13 protein-coding genes and 3 rRNA genes are annotated in these 18538 nt (G+C 68.4%); all 16 read left to right on the top strand.

The window, feature by feature from the left end; translation table 11 throughout:
• Positions 1-35 precede the first annotated feature (35 nt).
• The 16 genes from ESZ52_RS11380 (at position 36) to steA (ending at position 18535) form a co-directional block, all read left to right on the top strand.
• Complete coding sequence (locus ESZ52_RS11380; protein ID WP_131105031.1) at positions 36-833, top strand: SDR family NAD(P)-dependent oxidoreductase; 798 nt, start codon at positions 36-38, stop codon at positions 831-833.
• 5 nt (positions 834-838) lie between these two features.
• Complete coding sequence (locus ESZ52_RS11375) at positions 839-1753, top strand: aminoglycoside phosphotransferase family protein (RefSeq protein WP_131105030.1); 915 nt, start codon at positions 839-841, stop codon at positions 1751-1753.
• Between the two features lie 120 nt (positions 1754-1873).
• Positions 1874-2395 (top strand): arginine repressor, encoded by a 522-nt coding sequence (locus tag ESZ52_RS11370; protein WP_238154545.1) that lies wholly within the window; start codon positions 1874-1876, stop codon positions 2393-2395.
• A gap of 42 nt (positions 2396-2437) precedes the next feature.
• The gene (argH, locus tag ESZ52_RS11365) at positions 2438-3859 is read left to right on the top strand and encodes an argininosuccinate lyase (protein ID WP_131105029.1); all 1422 of its coding nucleotides are present in this window, start codon (positions 2438-2440) and stop codon (positions 3857-3859) included.
• A gap of 1 nt (position 3860) precedes the next feature.
• Positions 3861-4535 (top strand): DNA-3-methyladenine glycosylase, encoded by a 675-nt coding sequence (locus ESZ52_RS11360; RefSeq protein ID WP_131105028.1) that lies wholly within the window; start codon positions 3861-3863, stop codon positions 4533-4535.
• Entirely contained in the window at positions 4532-5794 is a 1263-nt protein-coding gene (tyrS, locus tag ESZ52_RS11355) for a tyrosine--tRNA ligase (RefSeq protein WP_131105027.1), read from the top strand. The genes ESZ52_RS11360 and tyrS overlap by 4 nt, the downstream gene beginning before the upstream one ends.
• A 420-nt stretch (positions 5795-6214) precedes the next feature.
• Positions 6215-7738: ribosomal RNA gene (locus ESZ52_RS11350) — 16S ribosomal RNA — on the top strand.
• A 424-nt stretch (positions 7739-8162) separates the two neighbouring features.
• Positions 8163-11298 (top strand): 23S ribosomal RNA (locus ESZ52_RS11345).
• A gap of 141 nt (positions 11299-11439) precedes the next feature.
• Positions 11440-11556 (top strand): 5S ribosomal RNA (rrf, locus tag ESZ52_RS11340).
• Together the 16S, 23S and 5S rRNA genes form the textbook arrangement of a ribosomal RNA operon.
• Before the next feature lie 106 nt (positions 11557-11662).
• Positions 11663-12715 (top strand): tetratricopeptide repeat protein, encoded by a 1053-nt coding sequence (locus tag ESZ52_RS19725; RefSeq protein WP_238154607.1) that lies wholly within the window; start codon positions 11663-11665, stop codon positions 12713-12715.
• A complete protein-coding gene (locus ESZ52_RS11330) occupies positions 12712-13548 on the top strand; it encodes an HAD-IIA family hydrolase (RefSeq protein WP_272948380.1) in 837 nt (278 codons plus the stop codon). The genes ESZ52_RS19725 and ESZ52_RS11330 overlap by 4 nt, the downstream gene beginning before the upstream one ends.
• A complete protein-coding gene (locus ESZ52_RS11325; protein ID WP_131105026.1) occupies positions 13545-13736 on the top strand; it encodes a hypothetical protein in 192 nt (63 codons plus the stop codon). The genes ESZ52_RS11330 and ESZ52_RS11325 overlap by 4 nt, the downstream gene beginning before the upstream one ends.
• Positions 13733-14623, top strand: a complete 891-nt coding sequence (locus ESZ52_RS11320) for a TlyA family RNA methyltransferase (RefSeq protein ID WP_337590167.1) — start codon at positions 13733-13735, stop codon at positions 14621-14623. Before ESZ52_RS11325 ends, ESZ52_RS11320 begins: the two co-directional genes overlap by 4 nt.
• Complete coding sequence (locus tag ESZ52_RS11315; protein ID WP_202865328.1) at positions 14620-15585, top strand: NAD kinase; 966 nt, start codon at positions 14620-14622, stop codon at positions 15583-15585. The genes ESZ52_RS11320 and ESZ52_RS11315 overlap by 4 nt, the downstream gene beginning before the upstream one ends.
• Entirely contained in the window at positions 15582-17363 is a 1782-nt protein-coding gene (recN, locus tag ESZ52_RS11310) for a DNA repair protein RecN (RefSeq protein WP_131105024.1), read from the top strand. The genes ESZ52_RS11315 and recN overlap by 4 nt, the downstream gene beginning before the upstream one ends.
• Positions 17360-18535: a putative cytokinetic ring protein SteA gene (steA, locus tag ESZ52_RS11305; protein WP_131105023.1), complete on the top strand. Its 1176-nt coding sequence runs from the start codon at positions 17360-17362 to the stop codon at positions 18533-18535. Before recN ends, steA begins: the two co-directional genes overlap by 4 nt.
• Positions 18536-18538 lie beyond the last annotated feature (3 nt).

The following is an 18538-nucleotide window of genomic DNA, read 5'->3' as shown; positions in this document are numbered from 1 at the left end:
CGTGAGCCCCCGGCCCGCCTCAGTAGGCTGCAGCCATGACTTCCGAGACAGCCTCTGACCGCGTCGCCGTTGTCACCGGAGCCTCCCGCGGCATCGGTGCCCACCTCACCCGCGCGCTGCTCGGCGCCGGCTGGCGGGTCGCCGGGTTCTCCCGCTCGGGCGGGACCCCGGAGGGCGTGGAGGGTATGCCGTTCGAGGCGTTCAGCTGCGACGTCACCGACGAGCAGGCGGTCGACGGCACCGTGGCCGACGTCATGGAGCGGTACGGGCGCATCGACCTGCTCGTCAACAACGCCGGTGCCGTCGAGCCCGAGGTGCCGCTGTGGGAGGCGGACGCCGACGCCTGGTGGCAGGTCATGGTGGTCAACGTGCGGGGCCCGTTCCTGCTGACCCGGGCCGTGGTGCCGCACATGATCGCCGCCGGCGGTGGCCGGGTCATCAACCTCAACTCCGGTTCCGGCACCCGCGAGAGCGCCCTGCTCACCTCCTACCACGCCTCCAAGTCCGCCCTGGCCCGACTGACCGGTGGTGTCGCGCTGGCCGGCGCCGAGCACGGGGTGCTCGCCTTCGACCTGGCGCCCGGCGTCATCGAGTCCGACATGACCCACTCCATGGAGCTGCACCGCGGCCGCACCGAGTGGACCGACCCCGAGGACCTCAAGGCCCTGGCGCTCGCCCTCGCCGACGGGGAGCTCGACGGGTTCAACGGCCGCTTCGTCCGCGCCGGGACCGATGACCTCGACGAGCTGCGCCGCCGCTCCCGTTCCGGTCTGGGCGAGGGCGAGCGGATGCTGCGCCTGCGGCCCTGGGGCGACGACGACCCGGTGGGCTGACCGGCATGTATGGCGTCCGCCTCGCCTGGGCGGACCTGCCCAGCGACGTGCGCGGCTGGGTCGGGCAGGTCCTGGGCGCCGAGGTGGTGGAGGCCGTCTCCCAGCCGGGCGGCTTCTCGCCCGGCTCGGCCGACCGGGTCCGCACCGCCGACGGCACCCGGGCCTTCGTCAAGGCCGTGAGCTCGGCACAGAACCCGGACAGCCCCGGCCTGCACCGCCGCGAGATCGGCGTGCTGGGGACCCTGGCTGAGGTGAGCGCGGTGCCACGCCTGCTGGACGCCTACGACGACGGTGACTGGGTGGTGCTCGTCGTCGAGGACGTGGAGGGCACGCACCCGCGCCTGCCCTGGACGGCCGAGGAGCTGGACCGCACCCTGCAGGCCTGGGCCGACCTGGCCACGATGCCGGCGCCCGCCACCTGGCCGGCGCTGGAGGTGGAGGTCGCTGGCGAGTTCGGTGGCTGGCGCGCCCTGATGGACGGCCCGCCGCACGGCCTGGATCCCTGGGTGGCGGGGCGTCTGGACCGGCTGGACGCACTGGCCCGACGGACCTTGCCCCGGCTGGCTGGGGACCGGGTCTCCCACACGGACCTGCGGGCGGACAACGTCCTGGTCGACCCGGGCGGTGACGTGCGCATCGTCGACTGGCCCTGGGCCAGCAGGGGGGCCGCCTGGTACGACGCCGCCGCCCTCCTGATCAACGTGCGGTGGTCCGGCGACCTGGACGTCCGGCCCCACCTGCCGGCTGTGCGCGCCCTCGGCGCAGGCGAGGAGGACGTGCTCGGGGTCCTCGCCGGGCTCGGCGGTTTCTTCCTGCAGGCCAGCCGCAGACCGCCGGCCCCCGGCCTGCCGACCCTCCGTGCCTTCCAGGCTGCCCAGGCCAGCGCGGCGGTCCAGCTGCTGCGGGAGCTCGGTATCTGACGGGCACCGGGTCGGACGCCGCCCGGAGCGGGGCGAGCACCCGCCGCCCGGAGCGAGGCGGCCCGGCGCATCCCGGGGGCGGGCCGCATACTCATGCAGTCCTAGGTATAGTCCTGCAGCATGAGTTCCATCCCGATGACGCGCGGAGCCCGGCACCAGCGGATCGCTGACCTGCTCGAGCGCCACGCGGTGGGCTCCCAGGGGCAGCTGCTCGACCTGCTGGCCGAGGACGGGATCATCGTCACCCAGGCCACGCTGTCCCGCGACCTGGTGGACCTGGAGGCCGTCAAGGTCCGGCGCGGCCGACAGCTCGTGTATGCCGTGCCCGGACAGGGGGGCGACCTCACGCCGCGACCGGCGCAGGACTCGGGAGAGATCAGCGCCCGGCTCGCCCGGCTGTGCCAGGAGCTGCTCGTCAGCGCGCGGGCCGTGGGCAACCAGGTCGTGCTGCGCACGCCGCCGGGCGCAGCCCAGTTCCTCGCCTCGGCCATCGACCGCAGCGACGCCCCGGACATCCTGGGCACCATCGCCGGCGACGACACGATCCTGGTGATCACCACCGACCCGGCCGGCGGCCCGGGGACGGCCCAACGGCTGCTCGACCTGGCCGACGACGGCACGGGTGAGCGCGACCCGAGCTGACGGGCGACGGAACCATCCACGGCGATGGGGGAGGATGAGGTCATGACTGTAAGCCTGTGGGGCGGCCGGTTCGCCGGCGGTCCGAGCGACGCCCTGGCGGCCCTGAGCAAGAGCACGCACTTCGACTGGCGCCTGGCGCACTACGACCTGGCGGGGTCGCGGGCGCACGCGCGGGTGCTGCACAAGGCCGGGCTGCTCTCCGACGACGACCTGGAGACGATGCTGCGCGGCCTGCGTGAGCTGGCCGAGGACGTCACCTCCGGTGCCTTCGCCCCGGCCGAGGACGACGAGGACGTGCACACCGCCCTGGAGCGGGGCCTCATCGAGCGCGTCGGACCCGAGGTGGGTGGCCGGCTGCGGGCCGGGCGTTCGCGCAACGACCAGATCGCCGCGCAGTTCCGGATGTACCTGCGCGACCAGGCCCGGCTCCTCGGGGCCAAGGTCCTCGACGTCGTCCACGCCCTGGTCGACCAGGCTGCCGAGCACGCCGAGGTCGCGATGCCGGGGCGGACCCACCTGCAGCATGCCCAGCCGGTGCTGCTGGCCCACCACCTGCAGGCCCATGGCTGGGCGCTGCTGCGAGACGTGGAGCGGCTGATCGACTGGGACCGGCGCGCCGCGGTCAGCCCCTACGGCTCCGGTGCCCTGGCAGGGTCGTCCCTCGGGCTGGACCCCGAGTCCGTGGCCCACGACCTGGGCATGCCCCGCTCGGTCGAGAACTCCATCGACGGCACCGCCTCGCGGGATTTCGCCGCCGAGTTCGCGTTCGTCGCGGCGATGACCGCGGTGGACATCTCCCGGCTGGCCGAGGAGGTCATCCTCTGGGCCACCGCCGAGTTCGCCTTCGTCACCCTCGACGACGCCTACTCCACCGGCTCCAGCATCATGCCGCAGAAGAAGAACCCCGATGTCGCTGAGCTCGCCCGTGGCAAGGCTGGCCGGCTCATCGGGGACCTGACCGGCCTGCTGGCCACGCTCAAGGGCCTGCCGCTCGCCTACAACCGCGACCTGCAGGAGGACAAGGAGCCGGTCTTCGACGCGATCGACACCCTGGAGGTGCTGCTCCCGGCCGTCTCCGGGATGGTGGCTACCCTCACCTTCCACCGGGAACGGATGGAGTCGCTGGCGCCGCAGGGCTTCTCCCTGGCCACCGACGTCGCCGAGTGGCTGGTGCGCGAGGGCGTGGCCTTCCGCGACGCCCACGAGATCGCCGGTGCCTGCGTGCGGCACTGCGAGGGGCAGGGGATCGGTCTGGAGGACCTCACCGACGAGGACCTGGCCCGGATCAGCGACCACCTGACCCCGGACGTCCGCTCGGTGCTCACCGTCCGCGGCTCCCTCGTCTCCCGCAACGCCCACGGCGGCACCGCGCCCGCCCGGGTCGGTGAGCAGCGCGCCCACCTGCTGAAGCAGGTCGCCCGCGCCCGGCACTGGGTGCAGGAGATGCCCCTGGTGCGCGACTGAGATGGGTATGCCGATCGACCGCGCCCTCCTCGCCCGTCCTGTTCTCGAGGTCGCACCCGACCTGCTCGGTGCGTTGCTGTCCCACGACGGCGTCACGCTGCGGCTGACCGAGGTGGAGGCCTATGCCGGGCCGCTGGACCCGGGTTCGCACGCCTACCGCGGGCCGACCCCGCGGACCCAGGTCATGTTCGGCCCTCCCGGCCACCTCTACGTCTACCGCTCCTATGGCGTCCACTGGTGCGTGAACGTCGTCACCGGGGAGGACGGCACGGCGTCCGCGGTGCTGCTGCGGGCGGCCGAGGTGGTGGAGGGGCTGGACCTGGCGCGCGAACGTCGGCAGGTCGGGGTGGCTACCGAGGTCGTGGACCGCGATCTGGCTCGCGGACCGGGACGGCTCACCAAGGCGTTGGGCCTGGACGCCGCGCACGACGGGCTCGACCTGTTCGGTCCGGGCGCGGAGGTGCGCCTGCGCCCGGGGCCCGGCCCGGTCGGTGCGGTCCGGACGGGACCCCGCGTCGGGGTGAGCGGTGAGGGCGGCGACGGCACGCGTTTCCCCTGGCGCTTCTGGCTGGAGGATGAGCCCACGGTCTCGGTCTACCGCCCAGGGACCCGTAGGCTGGGCCGGGCCGCCCGGACCGGACGGCATACCTCGGACCCTGGGAAGGACCCTCGGTGAGCAACATCCTGGACGAGCTGCAGTGGCGCGGACTGGTGGCCCAGACCACCGACCTGGACGCCCTGCGCGCGGCGCTCAACGAGGGACCGATCACCCTGTACTGCGGTTTCGACCCGACGGCCCCGTCGCTGCACTTCGGCAACCTGGTGCAGCTGATCGTGCTGCGCCACTTCCAGCGGGCCGGGCACCGGGTGCTGGCGCTTGTGGGGGGCTCGACCGGCTTGATCGGCGACCCCAGGCCCACGTCGGAACGGGTGCTCAAGACACCGGAGCTCACGGCCGAGTACGTGGAGCGGATCCAGCGGCAGGTCGCGCCCTTCCTCGACTTCGAGGGGGAGAACCCCGCCCGCATGGTCAACAACCTGGACTGGACCGCCCCGATGAGCGCGTTGGACTTCCTGCGCGACATCGGCAAGCACTTCCGGGTGAACCAGATGATCAAGAAGGAGGCCATCGCGGCCCGGCTGGAGAGCCAGGAGGGCATCTCGTACACCGAGTTCAGCTACCAGCTGCTGCAGGGCATGGACTTCCTCCACCTCTACCGCGAGCACGGCTGCACCCTGCAGACCGGCGGGCAGGACCAGTGGGGCAACCTCACCGCCGGCGTGGACCTGATCCACCGGACGGAGGGCTGCACGGCACACGTGCTGACCACCCCGCTGGTCACCGACGAGAACGGCGAGAAGTACGGCAAGTCCGCCGGCAACGCCGTCTGGCTGGCTGCCGACATGACGAGCCCCTACGCGTTCTACCAGTACTGGATCAACGTGGCGGACTCCGAGACGGGCAAGCTGCTACGCATCTTCACCGACCGAAGCCGGGAGGAGATCGCCGAGCTCGAGCGGTCCGCGGTCGAACGCCCGCACCTGCGGGAGGCGCAACGGACCCTCGCGGCCGACGTGACCTCCCTCGTCCACGGCTCCGGCGCGACCGCGCAGGTGGAGACGGCCAGTCAGGTGCTCTTCGGCAAGGGGGACCCGGCTCAGCTCGACGCCGGCACCTTGCGCGACGCGACGGGGGAGCTCCCCGGGGCAGAGATCGCACCGGGGACCCCGCTGGTCGAGGCGATGGTGCTCGTCGGCCTGGCCGAGAGCAGAGGGGCAGCGCGTCGTCTCCTCGGCGACGGGGGCGTCAGCGTGAACAACGCAAAGGTGCAGGATGCCGAGCGCACCCTGCAGCCGGAGGACTTCCTGCACGGCCAGGTAGCCCTGCTGCGGCGCGGGCGCAAGAGCCTCGCGGCGGCTCGAAACACCCGCTGACCTGCGGATTTGTGTTCCGGGTCGGACGTGACCTAGAGTTTCACCTCGCCGCACTGACAGGGAGGCACGGACACCGGAAGGTGGCCGGTCCCGGGTGCGGAATACTCCCTCCGAGCAAGGCGTTACGCTAGTGATGCCCCCGGAAGCCTGGCCGAGGCGGATTTGACCGCCCAGCGGCCGGCAGAGTAAAGTGGGAAAGCACCCCGACGAGATAGCGCCGAAAGCGCAGGAACGTCTTGTGTGTCCGATTCTTGAGAACTCAACAGCGTGTCAGATTTATTGATGCCAATTGTTTGTTTGTCGTGCCTGGTCTGGTTTTGGCTGGGTTGGGTGCGGCGTTTTTTGACTGCCATGTCTTGACCCCCCGTTGGGGTGTGGTGGTTTTGCTTGTGATCTGGCTCTTGATAAGGGTTTAGGTTTTTATCGGAGAGTTTGATCCTGGCTCAGGACGAACGCTGGCGGCGTGCTTAACACATGCAAGTCGAACGATGAAGCGCAGCTTGCTGCGTGGATTAGTGGCGAACGGGTGAGTAACACGTGAGTAACCTGCCCTCCACTCTGGGATAACTCCGGGAAACCGGTGCTAATACTGGATATGACTGTCACTCGCATGGGTGGTGGTGGAAAGATTTATCGGTGGTGGATGGACTCGCGGCCTATCAGCTTGTTGGTGGGGTAATGGCCTACCAAGGCGACGACGGGTAGCCGGCCTAAGAGGGTGACCGGCCACACTGGGACTGAGACACGGCCCAGACTCCTACGGGAGGCAGCAGTGGGGAATATTGCACAATGGGCGAAAGCCTGATGCAGCGACGCCGCGTGCGGGATGACGGCCTTCGGGTTGTAAACCGCTTTCAGCTCTGACGAAGCTTTTTGTGACGGTAGGAGCAGAAGAAGCACCGGCTAACTACGTGCCAGCAGCCGCGGTAATACGTAGGGTGCGAGCGTTGTCCGGAATTATTGGGCGTAAAGAGCTTGTAGGCGGCTTGTCGCGTCTGCTGTGAAAGCCCGGGGCTTAACCCCGGGTCTGCAGTGGGTACGGGCAGGCTAGAGTGTGGTAGGGGAGACTGGAATTCCTGGTGTAGCGGTGGAATGCGCAGATATCAGGAGGAACACCGATGGCGAAGGCAGGTCTCTGGGCCATTACTGACGCTGAGAAGCGAAAGCGTGGGGAGCGAACAGGATTAGATACCCTGGTAGTCCACGCCGTAAACGTTGGGCGCTAGGTGTGGGTCCCATTCCACGGGGTCCGTGCCGCAGCTAACGCATTAAGCGCCCCGCCTGGGGAGTACGGCCGCAAGGCTAAAACTCAAAGGAATTGACGGGGGCCCGCACAAGCGGCGGAGCATGCGGATTAATTCGATGCAACGCGAAGAACCTTACCAAGGCTTGACATGCACCGGACGACTGCAGAGATGTGGTTTCCCTTTGTGGCTGGTGCACAGGTGGTGCATGGTTGTCGTCAGCTCGTGTCGTGAGATGTTGGGTTAAGTCCCGCAACGAGCGCAACCCTCGTTCTATGTTGCCAGCGGTTCGGCCGGGGACTCATAGGAGACTGCCGGGGTCAACTCGGAGGAAGGTGGGGATGACGTCAAATCATCATGCCCCTTACGTCTTGGGCTTCACGCATGCTACAATGGCCGGTACAAAGGGCTGCGATCCCGTGAGGGGGAGCGAATCCCAGAAAGCCGGTCTCAGTTCGGATTGGGGTCTGCAACTCGACCCCATGAAGTCGGAGTCGCTAGTAATCGCAGATCAGCAACGCTGCGGTGAATACGTTCCCGGGCCTTGTACACACCGCCCGTCAAGTCACGAAAGTCGGTAACACCCGAAGCCGGTGGCCCAACCCCTTGTGGGAGGGAGCTGTCGAAGGTGGGACTGGTGATTGGGACTAAGTCGTAACAAGGTAGCCGTACCGGAAGGTGCGGCTGGATCACCTCCTTTCTAAGGAGCTCAACGGCCTCGCCCGCTGCCGGTGGGTGGGGTTGGTGGCCGCGTGGTGCACCCGAGTGTGGTGCCCGTGGTTGCTCTGGGTGGAACATCGATAGGTCAGTTGCTGCGCCTACTGGTGCTGCATGTCGCGAGTACGGCTCGTCCTCTGCTGTTGGTGGGGGGTGGGTGTGGAAAGTGGGGTGTGGTGGTGGGGGTGTGGTGCTTGGCACGCTGTTGGGTCCTGAAGGATCGGGCCCTTGTCTTCCTGGACATGCGCGCACTGTGTGCGTGGGTGTTCGGGGGGTGGGTCGGGTGTCCTTTGGTTGCTGGGGCCGTTGACGTACGCCGGTTGTGCTGGTGTGGGTTGGTGGTTGGCCTGGTTGTTGGTTGAGAACTGTACAGTGGACGCGAGCATCTTAAGTCTTTGTGTGACTTTTGTTAAGTTTTTAAGAGCGCACGGTGGATGCCTTGGCACCAAGAACCGAAGAAGGACGTAGGAATCTGCGATAAGCCTCGGGGAGTCGATAACCAGACTGTGATCCGAGGGTGTCCGAATGGGGAAACCCGGCCAGCTTCATCGCTGGTCACCCGCACCTGAATATATAGGGTGTGTGGAGGGAACGTGGGGAAGTGAAACATCTCAGTACCCACAGGAAGAGAAAACAACATGTGATTCCGTGAGTAGTGGCGAGCGAAAGCGGATGAGGCTAAACCGAGCACTGTGTGATACCTGGTAGGGGTTGCAGTGTCGGGGTTGTGGGAGTGTCACGTTCCGGGTCTACCAGCCCGGTGCACAGTAAGAAATTCTGCGTGTAGGTGAAAGGTCTGGAACGGCCTGGCGAAGACGGTGAGACCCCGGTAGCCGAAACATGTGGGACTGTGTGTGATGCCACCCGAGTAGTACGGGGCCCGAGAAATCCCGTACGAATCTGGCAGGACCACCTGCTAAGCCTAAATATTACTTGGTGACCGATAGCGGACAAGTACCGTGAGGGAAAGGTGAAAAGTACCCCGGGAGGGGAGTGAAATAGTTCCTGAAACCGTGCGCTTACAATCCGTCGGAGCCTGCCTTGTGTGGGTGACGGCGTGCCTTTTGAAGAATGAGCCTGCGAGTTAGTGCTCAGTGGCGAGGTTAACCCGTGTGGGGTAGCCGTAGCGAAAGCGAGTCCGAATAGGGCGTTTGAGTCGCTGGGTCTAGACCCGAAGCGGAGTGATCTACCCATGGCCAGGGTGAAGCGCGGGTAAGACCGCGTGGAGGCCCGAACCCACTTAGGTTGAAAACTGAGGGGATGAGCTGTGGGTAGGGGTGAAAGGCCAATCAAACTCCGTGATAGCTGGTTCTCCCCGAAATGCATTTAGGTGCAGCGTCATGTGTTTCTTGCCGGAGGTAGAGCTACTGGATGGCTGATGGGCCTTACCGGGTTACTGACGTCAGCCAAACTCCGAATGCCGGTAAGTGAGAGCATGGCAGTGAGACTGCGGGGGATAAGCTTCGTAGTCGAGAGGGAAACAGCCCAGATCACCAGCTAAGGTCCCTAAGCGTGTGCTAAGTGGGAAAGGATGTGGAGTTGCGAAGACAACCAGGAGGTTGGCTTAGAAGCAGCCACCCTTGAAAGAGTGCGTAATAGCTCACTGGTCAAGTGATTCCGCGCCGACAATGTAGCGGGGCTCAAGCACACCACCGAAGCTGTGGCACCAACATTTTTGCTCGGCCTGTCCTCCTTGTGGGGGTGGGTCCAGGCGTGTTGGTGGGTAGGGGAGCGTCGTGCCGGGAGTGAAGCATCCGAGTGATCGAGGTGTGGATCCGGCACGAGTGAGAATGCAGGCATGAGTAGCGAATGAAGAGTGAGAAACTCTTCCGCCGAATAACCAAGGGTTCCAGGGTCAAGCTAATCTGCCCTGGGTAAGTCGGGACCTAAGGCGAGGCCGACAGGCGTAGTCGATGGACATCCGGTTGATATTCCGGAACCGGCGAAGGACCGCCCAATACCGAGTCCGGTGATGCTAAGCGCCCGAGCCGTCCAGCCGGTCACGCACCTTCGGGTGTGTGGCTTTGGGCGGGGAGCGCGTGACCCGAGCCGGTAGTAGGTAAGCGATGGAAGGACGCAGGAAGGTAGCCTCCGCGTGGCGATGGTTGTCCACGTCTAAGAGCGCAGGGCCGGGGAGTGGTAAATCCGCCCCATCAGTGCCTCAGGCTTGATAGTGACCACGTATGTGGGAAGTAGGGTGATCCTATGCTGCCAAGAAAAGTTCCTAGCGAGGTTCTAGCCGCCCGTACCCCAAACCGACTCAGGTGGTTAGGTAGAGAATACCAAGGCGATCGAGTGAATCGTGGTTAAGGAACTCGGCAAAATGCCCCCGTAACTTCGGGAGAAGGGGGGCCGGACGCGTGAAACCCCTTTGCGGGTTAGCGCTGATGGCCGCAGAGACCAGGGAGAAGCGACTGTTTACTAAAAACACAGGTCCGTGCGAAGTCGCAAGACGATGTATACGGACTGACGCCTGCCCGGTGCTGGAACGTTAAGGGGACGGGTTAGCCGCAAGGCGAAGCTCTGAACTTAAGCGCCAGTAAACGGCGGTGGTAACTATAACCATCCTAAGGTAGCGAAATTCCTTGTCGGGTAAGTTCCGACCTGCACGAATGGCGTAACGACTTCTCCACTGTCTCAACCGCGAACTCGGCGAAATTGCACTACGAGTAAAGATGCTCGTTACGCGCAGCAGGACGGAAAGACCCCGGGACCTTTACTATAGCTTGATATTGGTGTTCGGTACGGCTTGTGTAGGATAGGTGGGAGACTGTGAAGCAGCCACGCCAGTGGTTGTGGAGTCATCGTTGAAATACCACTCTGGTCGTTCTGAATGTCTAACCTCGGTCCGTGATCCGGATCAGGGACAGTGTCTGGTGGGTAGTTTAACTGGGGCGGTTGCCTCCTAAAGGGTAACGGAGGCGCCCAAAGGTTCCCTCAGCCTGGTTGGTAATCAGGTGTCGAGTGTAAGTGCACAAGGGAGCTTGACTGTGAGACAGACATGTCGAGCAGAGACGAAAGTCGGGACTAGTGACCCGACGGTGGCTTGTGGAAGCGCCGTCGCTCAACGGATAAAAGGTACCCCGGGGATAACAGGCTGATCCTGCCCAAGAGCTCATATCGACGGCATGGTTTGGCACCTCGATGTCGGCTCGTCGCATCCTGGGGCTGGAGTCGGTCCCAAGGGTTGGGCTGTTCGCCCATTAAAGCGGTACGCGAGCTGGGTTTAGAACGTCGTGAGACAGTTCGGTCCCTATCCGCTGCGCGCGGAGGAAACTTGAGAAGAGCTGTCCCTAGTACGAGAGGACCGGGATGGACGAACCTCTGGTGTGTCAGTTGTCCTGCCAAGGGCACCGCTGATTAGCTACGTTCGGACGTGATAACCGCTGAAAGCATCTAAGCGGGAAGCACACTTCAAGATGAGGTTTCCATGCACCTTTGGTGTGAGAGGCTCCCAGCTAGACTACTGGGTTGATAGGCCGGACGTGGAAGCACAGTAATGTGTGAAGCTGACCGGTACTAATAAGCCGACAACTTAACAATCCCACGGGGCTCCGCCCCGTGTACCCCGCAAAGACAAGACAAGATCTGCGTCCACTGTACGGTTCCCGACCCACAACCACACGCCTCGTGTCCACGCCCAGCCGTGGCACAAGGACAGAGTTGAACAAGGGTTGATCGTGTTACGGCGGTCATAGCGTCAGGGAAACGCCCGGTCACATTCCGAACCCGGAAGCTAAGCCTGACAGCGCCGATGGTACTGCACTGGAGACGGTGTGGGAGAGTAGGACACCGCCGGACCTCTTCTACAGTAGGCCCTGGCCAGCACCTCGCGTGCCGGCCAGGGCCTACTGTTATTTGGGCATCTACGTTGAGCTGGACGGACCAGGACGAGAGGACACTCCACGTGAACGACAAGCGAGACCGGCCCGACGGCGACCGCGAGGGGCGGGACGAGCGTCGCGGCGGCCCGCGTCACGGTGGAGGTTCGCGTCAGGGCGGAGGCCCGCGCCAAGGCGGCTCGCAGCGCCGCCCCGAGCGTCGTGAGGAGCGGCGGCGTGACGACCGGGGACGGGCAGGTGGTCCATCCCGGTCGGACCGGGATGACCGCGGACGGAGCGGTTATCAGGGCCGTCCGGAGCGGGACGACCGCGAACGCCGCCCGCCCCGGCCCAAGGACCCAGAACTCCCTGAGGACGCCCACGCCGGCGTCCTGGACCGGACCCTGCGCGCGGAGCTGCGCACGCTGAGCAAGGAGAACGCCGAGGGTGTCGGCGGCCACCTAGTGATGGTGGGTCGCTTTCTCGACGCCGAGGACTTCGACCAGGCCCTGGCCCACGCCGAGGCCGCGTCGCGCCGAGCGGGCCGGGTCCCCGTGGTCCGGGAAGCGCTCGGCCTGGTGCACTACCGGCGGGGTGAATGGGCCAAGGCCCTCACCGAGTTCCGCACCGCCCGTCGCATGTCGGGCACGCACCACCTGCTGCCGCTGATGGCCGACTGCGAACGCGGTCTGGGTCGCCCGGAGCGCGCCCTGGAGCTGGCGGTCACCCGTGAGGCACGGACGCTGGGGGCAGCCGAGCAGGTCGAGCTGGCCATCGTGGTGGCCGGTGCACGAGGTGACCTCGGTCAGCACGCGGCGGCCGTCCTGGAGCTGAAGGACCTCGCCACCCGCGGCACCGGTCGTGAGCCGTGGGCAGCGCGGGTCCGCTACGCCTACGCTGCGGCGCTCGAGGCCGTCGGACGCCCGGACGAGGCCGCGCTCTGGTTCCAGCGTGCCGCCGACGTGGACGAGACGGGCGAGACTGATGCGGCAGAGGTCATCGGGCTCGAGGACGAACCGCTCGTGCTCGACCTCGTCGGGGACGATGACGAGCACGATGGCGAGGAGAACGCCGAGGGTGACCAGGGCGGCCAGGGTGCCCCCGGGGGGAAGCCCACCGGCCGGGACGATGCCCAGTGAGGATCCGGGGCATCCTGTGTGACCTGGACGGCGTGGTGTACCGGGCCCACGAGCCGTGTCCCGGCGCCGTGGACGGCATCACGGCCGCCCGTGACCGGGGGGTGCCGGTGCTGTTCATGACCAACAACGCTTCCCGCACTCCCGGCGAGGTGGCGAGCCAGCTGACCGGGCTGGGGCTCCCCACCGCACCGGAGGAGGTGCTCACCGCCTCCCAGGTCGCGGCGGCACTGGTCGCGGCCGAGTACCCCGCGGTCGCGGCCGGAGGTGGGGGCGCGGTCCTGGCGGTCGGCGGTCCCGGCGTGGGTGCGGCGTTGGCGGAGCACGGGCTGCGCTGGGTCGATGCCCCGGCCGTCCGGGCAGCCCTGACCTCCAGCCCGGTACAGATCGACGTGGTCGTGCAGGGGTACGGCCCCGACGTCGCGGTCACGGAGCTGACCGAGGCGGCCTACGCCGTGGCAGCCGGAGCGGCCTGGGTCGCCACCAACGACGACCCCACCCTGCCCACTGAACGTGGCCTGGCGCCCGGGAACGGCAGCCTGCTCGCCGCCGTGCGGCACGCCACCGGTGCAGAGCCGCGGGTCGTAGGCAAGCCGCACGGGCACGCGTACCAGGAGGGCCTGCGCCGCCTGGGCGTGGCCGCCGCGGAGTGCCTGATGATCGGGGACCGCCTCGACACCGACATCGCCGGAGCCCGTGCGCTGGGCCTGCCCAGCGCCCTGGTCCTGACCGGCGTGTCGACCCGGGAGGACGCTCTGTCGGCGCCGGAGTCAATGCGTCCGGACCTGGTCGTGGACTCCCTGACCGAGCTGGCCCACCTGTGGGTGTCGGCATGAGCCGTGAGTCGCAGGGCGGGACCGAGGTCGAACGACCGGTGACGGGGGACCCCGCGGTCGACCGCGTGCTCGCCGATCTGCAGCAGGCCATCGGGGATGACCCCGAACAGGTGGTCACCGCGCTGACCGAGGCCCACCGTCGGCTCCAGGCGCGGCTGTCCGACCCTGGGCCGACCCCACCGCGGTGAGTCCCGCGGCCGGAGTCGGGGGGACGGGGGAGGTGGGGCAGCCTCCGCAGCGTCTGGACCGTGAGATGGTCCGACGCGGCCTCGCGACGACCCGCAGCCAGGGCGCTCAGCTCATCCGGGCCGGGCGGGTGCTGGTCGACGGCCAGGTGGTGACCCGGGCCGGTGCCCCTGTCGCCCCCGGGCAGCCGGTGTCCCTCCGCCCGACCGCGCACGACGAGACGTCCTGGATCGTGCGGGGGTGGGTGGGTCGCGGGTCCCTCAAGCTCGACCACGCCCTCACCGTGTGGGAGCCCGACGGCCTGAGCGTCCGAGGCCGTCGCTGCCTCGACGTCGGTGCCTCCACCGGCGGGTTCACCCAGGTCCTCCTGGAGCGCGGGGCCTCGCACGTGGTGGCCCTCGACGTCGGTCACGGGCAGCTCGACCCTCGCGTCTCCGTCGACCCGCGGGTCACCGAACGCTCCGGCACCAACGTCCGCCAGGTCGAACCAGAACAGATCGACGGCCCGTTCGACGTCATCGTCGCCGACCTGTCCTTCATCTCCCTCGCTCTGGTGCTGCCCGTGCTGCATACCCTCGCCCGCCCCGGCGCGGACCTGGTGCTGCTGGTGAAACCGCAGTTCGAGGTGGGCAAGGAACGGCTCGGCAAGGACGGGCTCGTGCGACGGGTCCAGGACCGGTATGAGGTCCTGGAGCGGCTGGACGAACAGGCCCGCGCGGTCGGCCTGACACCCGTGGACCTGCACCGCTCGCCTGTCGCCGGCGGCACCGGCAACGTCGAGTACCTCTGGTGGCTGCGCCGATGGCCGGACGGCATGATGGACTGTGGGCGCGGGCCGGCCGAGCTCGCGGCCCGCAGAGGGGTGCTGAGACTGGAGGAGGACGCGTGAGCCGACGGATCATGCTCGTCACCCACCCGACCCGGCCGGAGGTCCCGGAGCTCGCGCAGGCTTTCGCCCAGGGGTTGGCCGAGCTCGGCATCGACGCCGAGATCGTGCCGGAGGGTGACCCCACCCGGGACCAGGTGGGCACCGAGTCCGTCACCGCCCGCAAGAGCCCGGTCCCGCCGCACGTGGACGCCACGGGTTGCGAGCTGGTGGTGGTCTTCGGCGGTGACGGCACGATCCTGCGCGGTGCCGAGATCGCCCGACCTGCCGGTGCACCGCTGCTCGGCGTGAACCTGGGCAGGGTCGGGTTCCTGGCGGAGGCGGAACGCGACGACATCGAGGCGATCCTCATGCGCATCGTCAACGCCGACTACCGCGTCGAGGAGCGGATGACCCTGGAGGTCGACGTCCTGCACGAGGGGGAGGTCATCTGCCACAACTGGGCGCTCAACGAGGCCAGCGTGGAGAAGGCGGCCCGCGAGCGGATGCTCGAGGTGGCGGTCGAGGTCGACGGACGTCCCCTGTCGACCTGGGGGTGCGACGGAGTGGTCATGTCGACCCCGACCGGCTCCACGGCCTACGCCTTCTCAGGGGGTGGCCCGATCGTGTGGCCCGACGTCGAGGCGCTGCTGTTGGTGCCGATCTCCGCCCACGCGCTCTTCGCCCGTCCGCTGGTGCTCGGCCCGGACACGCGCCTGGCGGTGGAGGTCGTCCCGCACTCGCACGTGGCCGGGGTGATGTGGTGCGACGGGCGGCGCGCCGTGGAGGTGCCACCCGGTGCCCGGATCGAGGTGCGTCGCTCGCAGGTTCCGGTACGGCTGGCCCGACTGAGCAACGACCCCTTCACCGACCGGCTGGTGCAGAAGTTCGCGCTGCCGGTGACGGGCTGGCGCGGCCCCGCCAGCCCGGCCCGGCCTCGTGCCGATGCCGACGCAGACCCGGGTGCCGCCGAGGGTGCCGGGTGAGCCTGCGACGCATCCGGATCCAGGAGCTGGGTGTGATCGAGGACGCCGAGCTCGACCTTGTCGACGGGCTCAACGTGATCACCGGCGAGACCGGGGCCGGCAAGACGATGGTGGTCAGCGGCCTGGGACTGCTGCTGGGGGAGCGGGCCGACAGCGGGCTGGTCCGCTCCGGCAGCCGGCGCGCCGTCGTCGAGGGGGAGGTCGAGGTCGCGCCGGGCCACCCGGCCGCGCAGCGGGCGGAGGAGGCTGGCGGGGACGTGGAGGACGGGCTGGTCCTGGTCCGCACCGTCGCCGCCGAGGGACGCTCCCGGGCCAGCGTCGGCGGCCGCTCCGCACCGGTGTCCGTGCTGGCCGAGGTGGGCCAGCACCTCGTCGCCGTGCACGGCCAGGCCGACCAGTGGCGGTTGCGCGACGCCGACCAGCACCGCATCCTCGTCGACGCCGCCGGCGGCCAGGAGCTGCGGGAGGTGCACGCCCGCTACCAGGAGGCCTGGGAGCGCTGGCAGCAGGAGCGTGCGCGGCTCCTCCGCCTGACCAGCTCGGCCGCGCAGCGCTCGGTGCGGGTCTCGGTGCTGCGTGCCGGGCTGGAGGAGATCGAGGCCGTCGACCCCCAGGAGGGTGAGGAGGACGAGCTCCGCACCGAGAGCGAGCGGCTCAGCCACTCCGAGGAGCTGCGCCACGCGGCGCAGCAGAGCCATGACGCGCTGGCCGGCGCCGAGCTGGACGACCCCGACCAGCCCAGCGTCGCGGGTCTGCTCTCCTCGGCCCTCGCGGTGCTCGGGCCGGCTGGCGAGCACGACCCGGAGCTGGCCCAGCTGCGCGGACGGGTCCAGGAGCTGTCCTACCTGGCGGCCGACCTGGCGTCCGACCTCGCCGGGTATGCCGCCACGATCGACGTCGACCCCGCCCGGCTGGAGGCGGTGCACGCCCGGCGGGCCGAGCTGACGGGCCTGCTGCGGCGGTACGGGCCCGGCACGCGCGAGGTGCTCAGCTTCGCCCGCGAGGCGGCCGAGGAGCTGGAGCGGATCGACGTCTCCGACGAAGCCCTGACGCAGCTGCAGGAGGAGGTCGAGCGGCTCCGCCGGGACACCGGCCGCCTGGGGGCTGAGCTGACCGCGGCGCGGCAGGCGCTGGCCGGCCGCATCGGCGCGGCCGTCACCGAGGAGCTGGCCCACCTCGCGATGGGCTCGGCGACGGTGAGCGTCGCCGTCGAGCAGCGGGTGGTGGGTTCGGCTGCCTCCGACGCCACCGACCCTCCGACGACGGTGCCCCTGCCGACCGGCGAGGAGGTGCACCCGGCGGCGCACGGCGTGGACACGGTCGAGATCCGGCTGGCCGCCAACCCCGGGGCACCGGCGCGCTCGGTCACGCGCGCTGCCTCCGGCGGCGAGCTGTCCCGGGTCATGCTCGCGCTGGAGCTGGTCTGCGGGCTGGGCTCCGGCGGCGACACCGTACCCACCTACGTCTTCGACGAGGTCGACGCCGGGGTCGGCGGCGCTGCCGCCCTCGACCTCGGTGCCCGCCTGGCCCGCCTGGCCGAGCACGCCCAGGTCGTCGTGGTGACCCACCTGGGGCAGGTCGCTGCCTACGCCGACCGTCACCTGGTGGTGCGCAAGAGCACCGACGGCCAGGTCACGCGCAGCGGGGTGACGGTCGTCGAGGGGCCGGACCGCGAGGCCGAGCTGGCGCGCATGCTCGGCGGTGTCGCCGAGTCCGACGCGGCGCTGCAGCACGCCCGGGAGCTGCTGTCCCGGCGTGGGACCATGGGTCGACCATGAGCAGCACGAGGCGTGCGCGCCCCGCCGATCCGACGGTCCCGCTCACCGGGACGGTCCGCGTCGATGAGCGCACCAAACGCCTCACCACCCGGCTGCAGCCGGGAGAGATCGCGGTCATCGACCACGAGGACCTCGACCAGGTCAGCGCCCACGCCCTGGTCGCCTGCTCACCTGCCGCGGTGGTCAACGCCGCGCCCAGCACCACCGGTGCCTATCCCAACATGGGCCCGCAGATCCTCCTGGACGCCGGCGTCCCGCTGCTGGACCGAGCCGGCCCCGAGGCGATGGGGATGGTGGAGGGCTCCACCGCCACGGTCAAGGGCGGCGAGATCTGGGTCGGCGGTGCCCTGGTGGCCCACGCCGACCGGCTGACCCCCGAGCAGGTCAGCGACCAGATGGAGCGGGCCCGAGCCAACCTGTCGGACCAGATCGAGGCCTTCTCCCACAACACGATGGAGTATGTCCGCGCCGAGCGTGAGCTGCTCCTCGACGGCATCGGGGTGCCCGAGCTGCGCACCGACTTTGCGGGCCGCTACGCCTTGGTCGTGGTCCGCGGCTACCACTACAAGGAGGACCTGCAGACCTTGCGGCCCTTCCTGCGGGACGCCCGGCCCGTGCTCATCGGGGTCGACGGTGGCGCGGACGCGCTGCTGGAGATGGGGCTGACCCCCGACGTGATCGTCGGCGACATGGACTCCGTCTCCGACAAGGCCCTGACCTGTGGAGCCGAGCTGGTCGTCCACGCCTACCGGGACGGCCGGGCGCCAGGGCTGGAGCGGGTCGAGCAGCTGGGGGTCACCGACGCGGTCGTCCTGCCGGCGACCGGCACCAGCGAGGACATCGCCATGCTGCTCGCGGACGAGCTGGGTGCCGAGCTCATCGTGGCCGTCGGCACCCACGCGACCCTGGTCGAGTTCCTCGACAAGGGTCGCCAGGGGATGGCCAGCACCTTCCTGACCCGGTTGCGGGTCGGCAGCAAGCTGGTCGACGCCAAGGGCGTCAGCCTGCTCTACCGCTCCGGCATCTCGACCATGTCCCTGGTCTGGCTGGTGCTGGCGGGCCTCCTGGCGCTGGTCGTCGCCCTGGCCACCACCCCGGCGGGCCGGGCCTTCTTCGGCGTCGTGGCCGTACGATGGGACGACATCTGGGCCTGGATCGAGGGGCTGTTCTAGACA

Origin of the sequence: Ornithinimicrobium sufpigmenti (genome assembly GCF_004322775.1) — a bacterium.
GTDB lineage: Bacteria > Actinomycetota > Actinomycetes > Actinomycetales > Dermatophilaceae > Ornithinicoccus > Ornithinicoccus sufpigmenti.
Note: the sequence above shows the minus strand (reverse complement) of the source record. Positions and strands in the feature narration are given on the sequence as shown.

What these genes read in the sequence shown, in the direction of transcription:
- ESZ52_RS11380 (WP_131105031.1), top strand. Translation starts at nt 36, where the DNA reads ATGACTTCCGAGACAGCCTCTGACCGCGTCGCCGTTGTCACCGGAGCC.
- ESZ52_RS11375 (WP_131105030.1), top strand. Translation starts at nt 839, where the DNA reads ATGTATGGCGTCCGCCTCGCCTGGGCGGACCTGCCCAGCGACGTGCGC.
- ESZ52_RS11325 (WP_131105026.1), top strand. Translation starts at nt 13,545, where the DNA reads ATGAGCCGTGAGTCGCAGGGCGGGACCGAGGTCGAACGACCGGTGACG.
- steA (WP_131105023.1), top strand. Translation starts at nt 17,360, where the DNA reads ATGAGCAGCACGAGGCGTGCGCGCCCCGCCGATCCGACGGTCCCGCTC.
- ESZ52_RS11360 (WP_131105028.1), top strand. Translation starts at nt 3,861, where the DNA reads ATGGGTATGCCGATCGACCGCGCCCTCCTCGCCCGTCCTGTTCTCGAG.
- ESZ52_RS11370 (WP_238154545.1), top strand. Translation starts at nt 1,874, where the DNA reads ATGAGTTCCATCCCGATGACGCGCGGAGCCCGGCACCAGCGGATCGCT.
- argH (WP_131105029.1), top strand. Translation starts at nt 2,438, where the DNA reads ATGACTGTAAGCCTGTGGGGCGGCCGGTTCGCCGGCGGTCCGAGCGAC.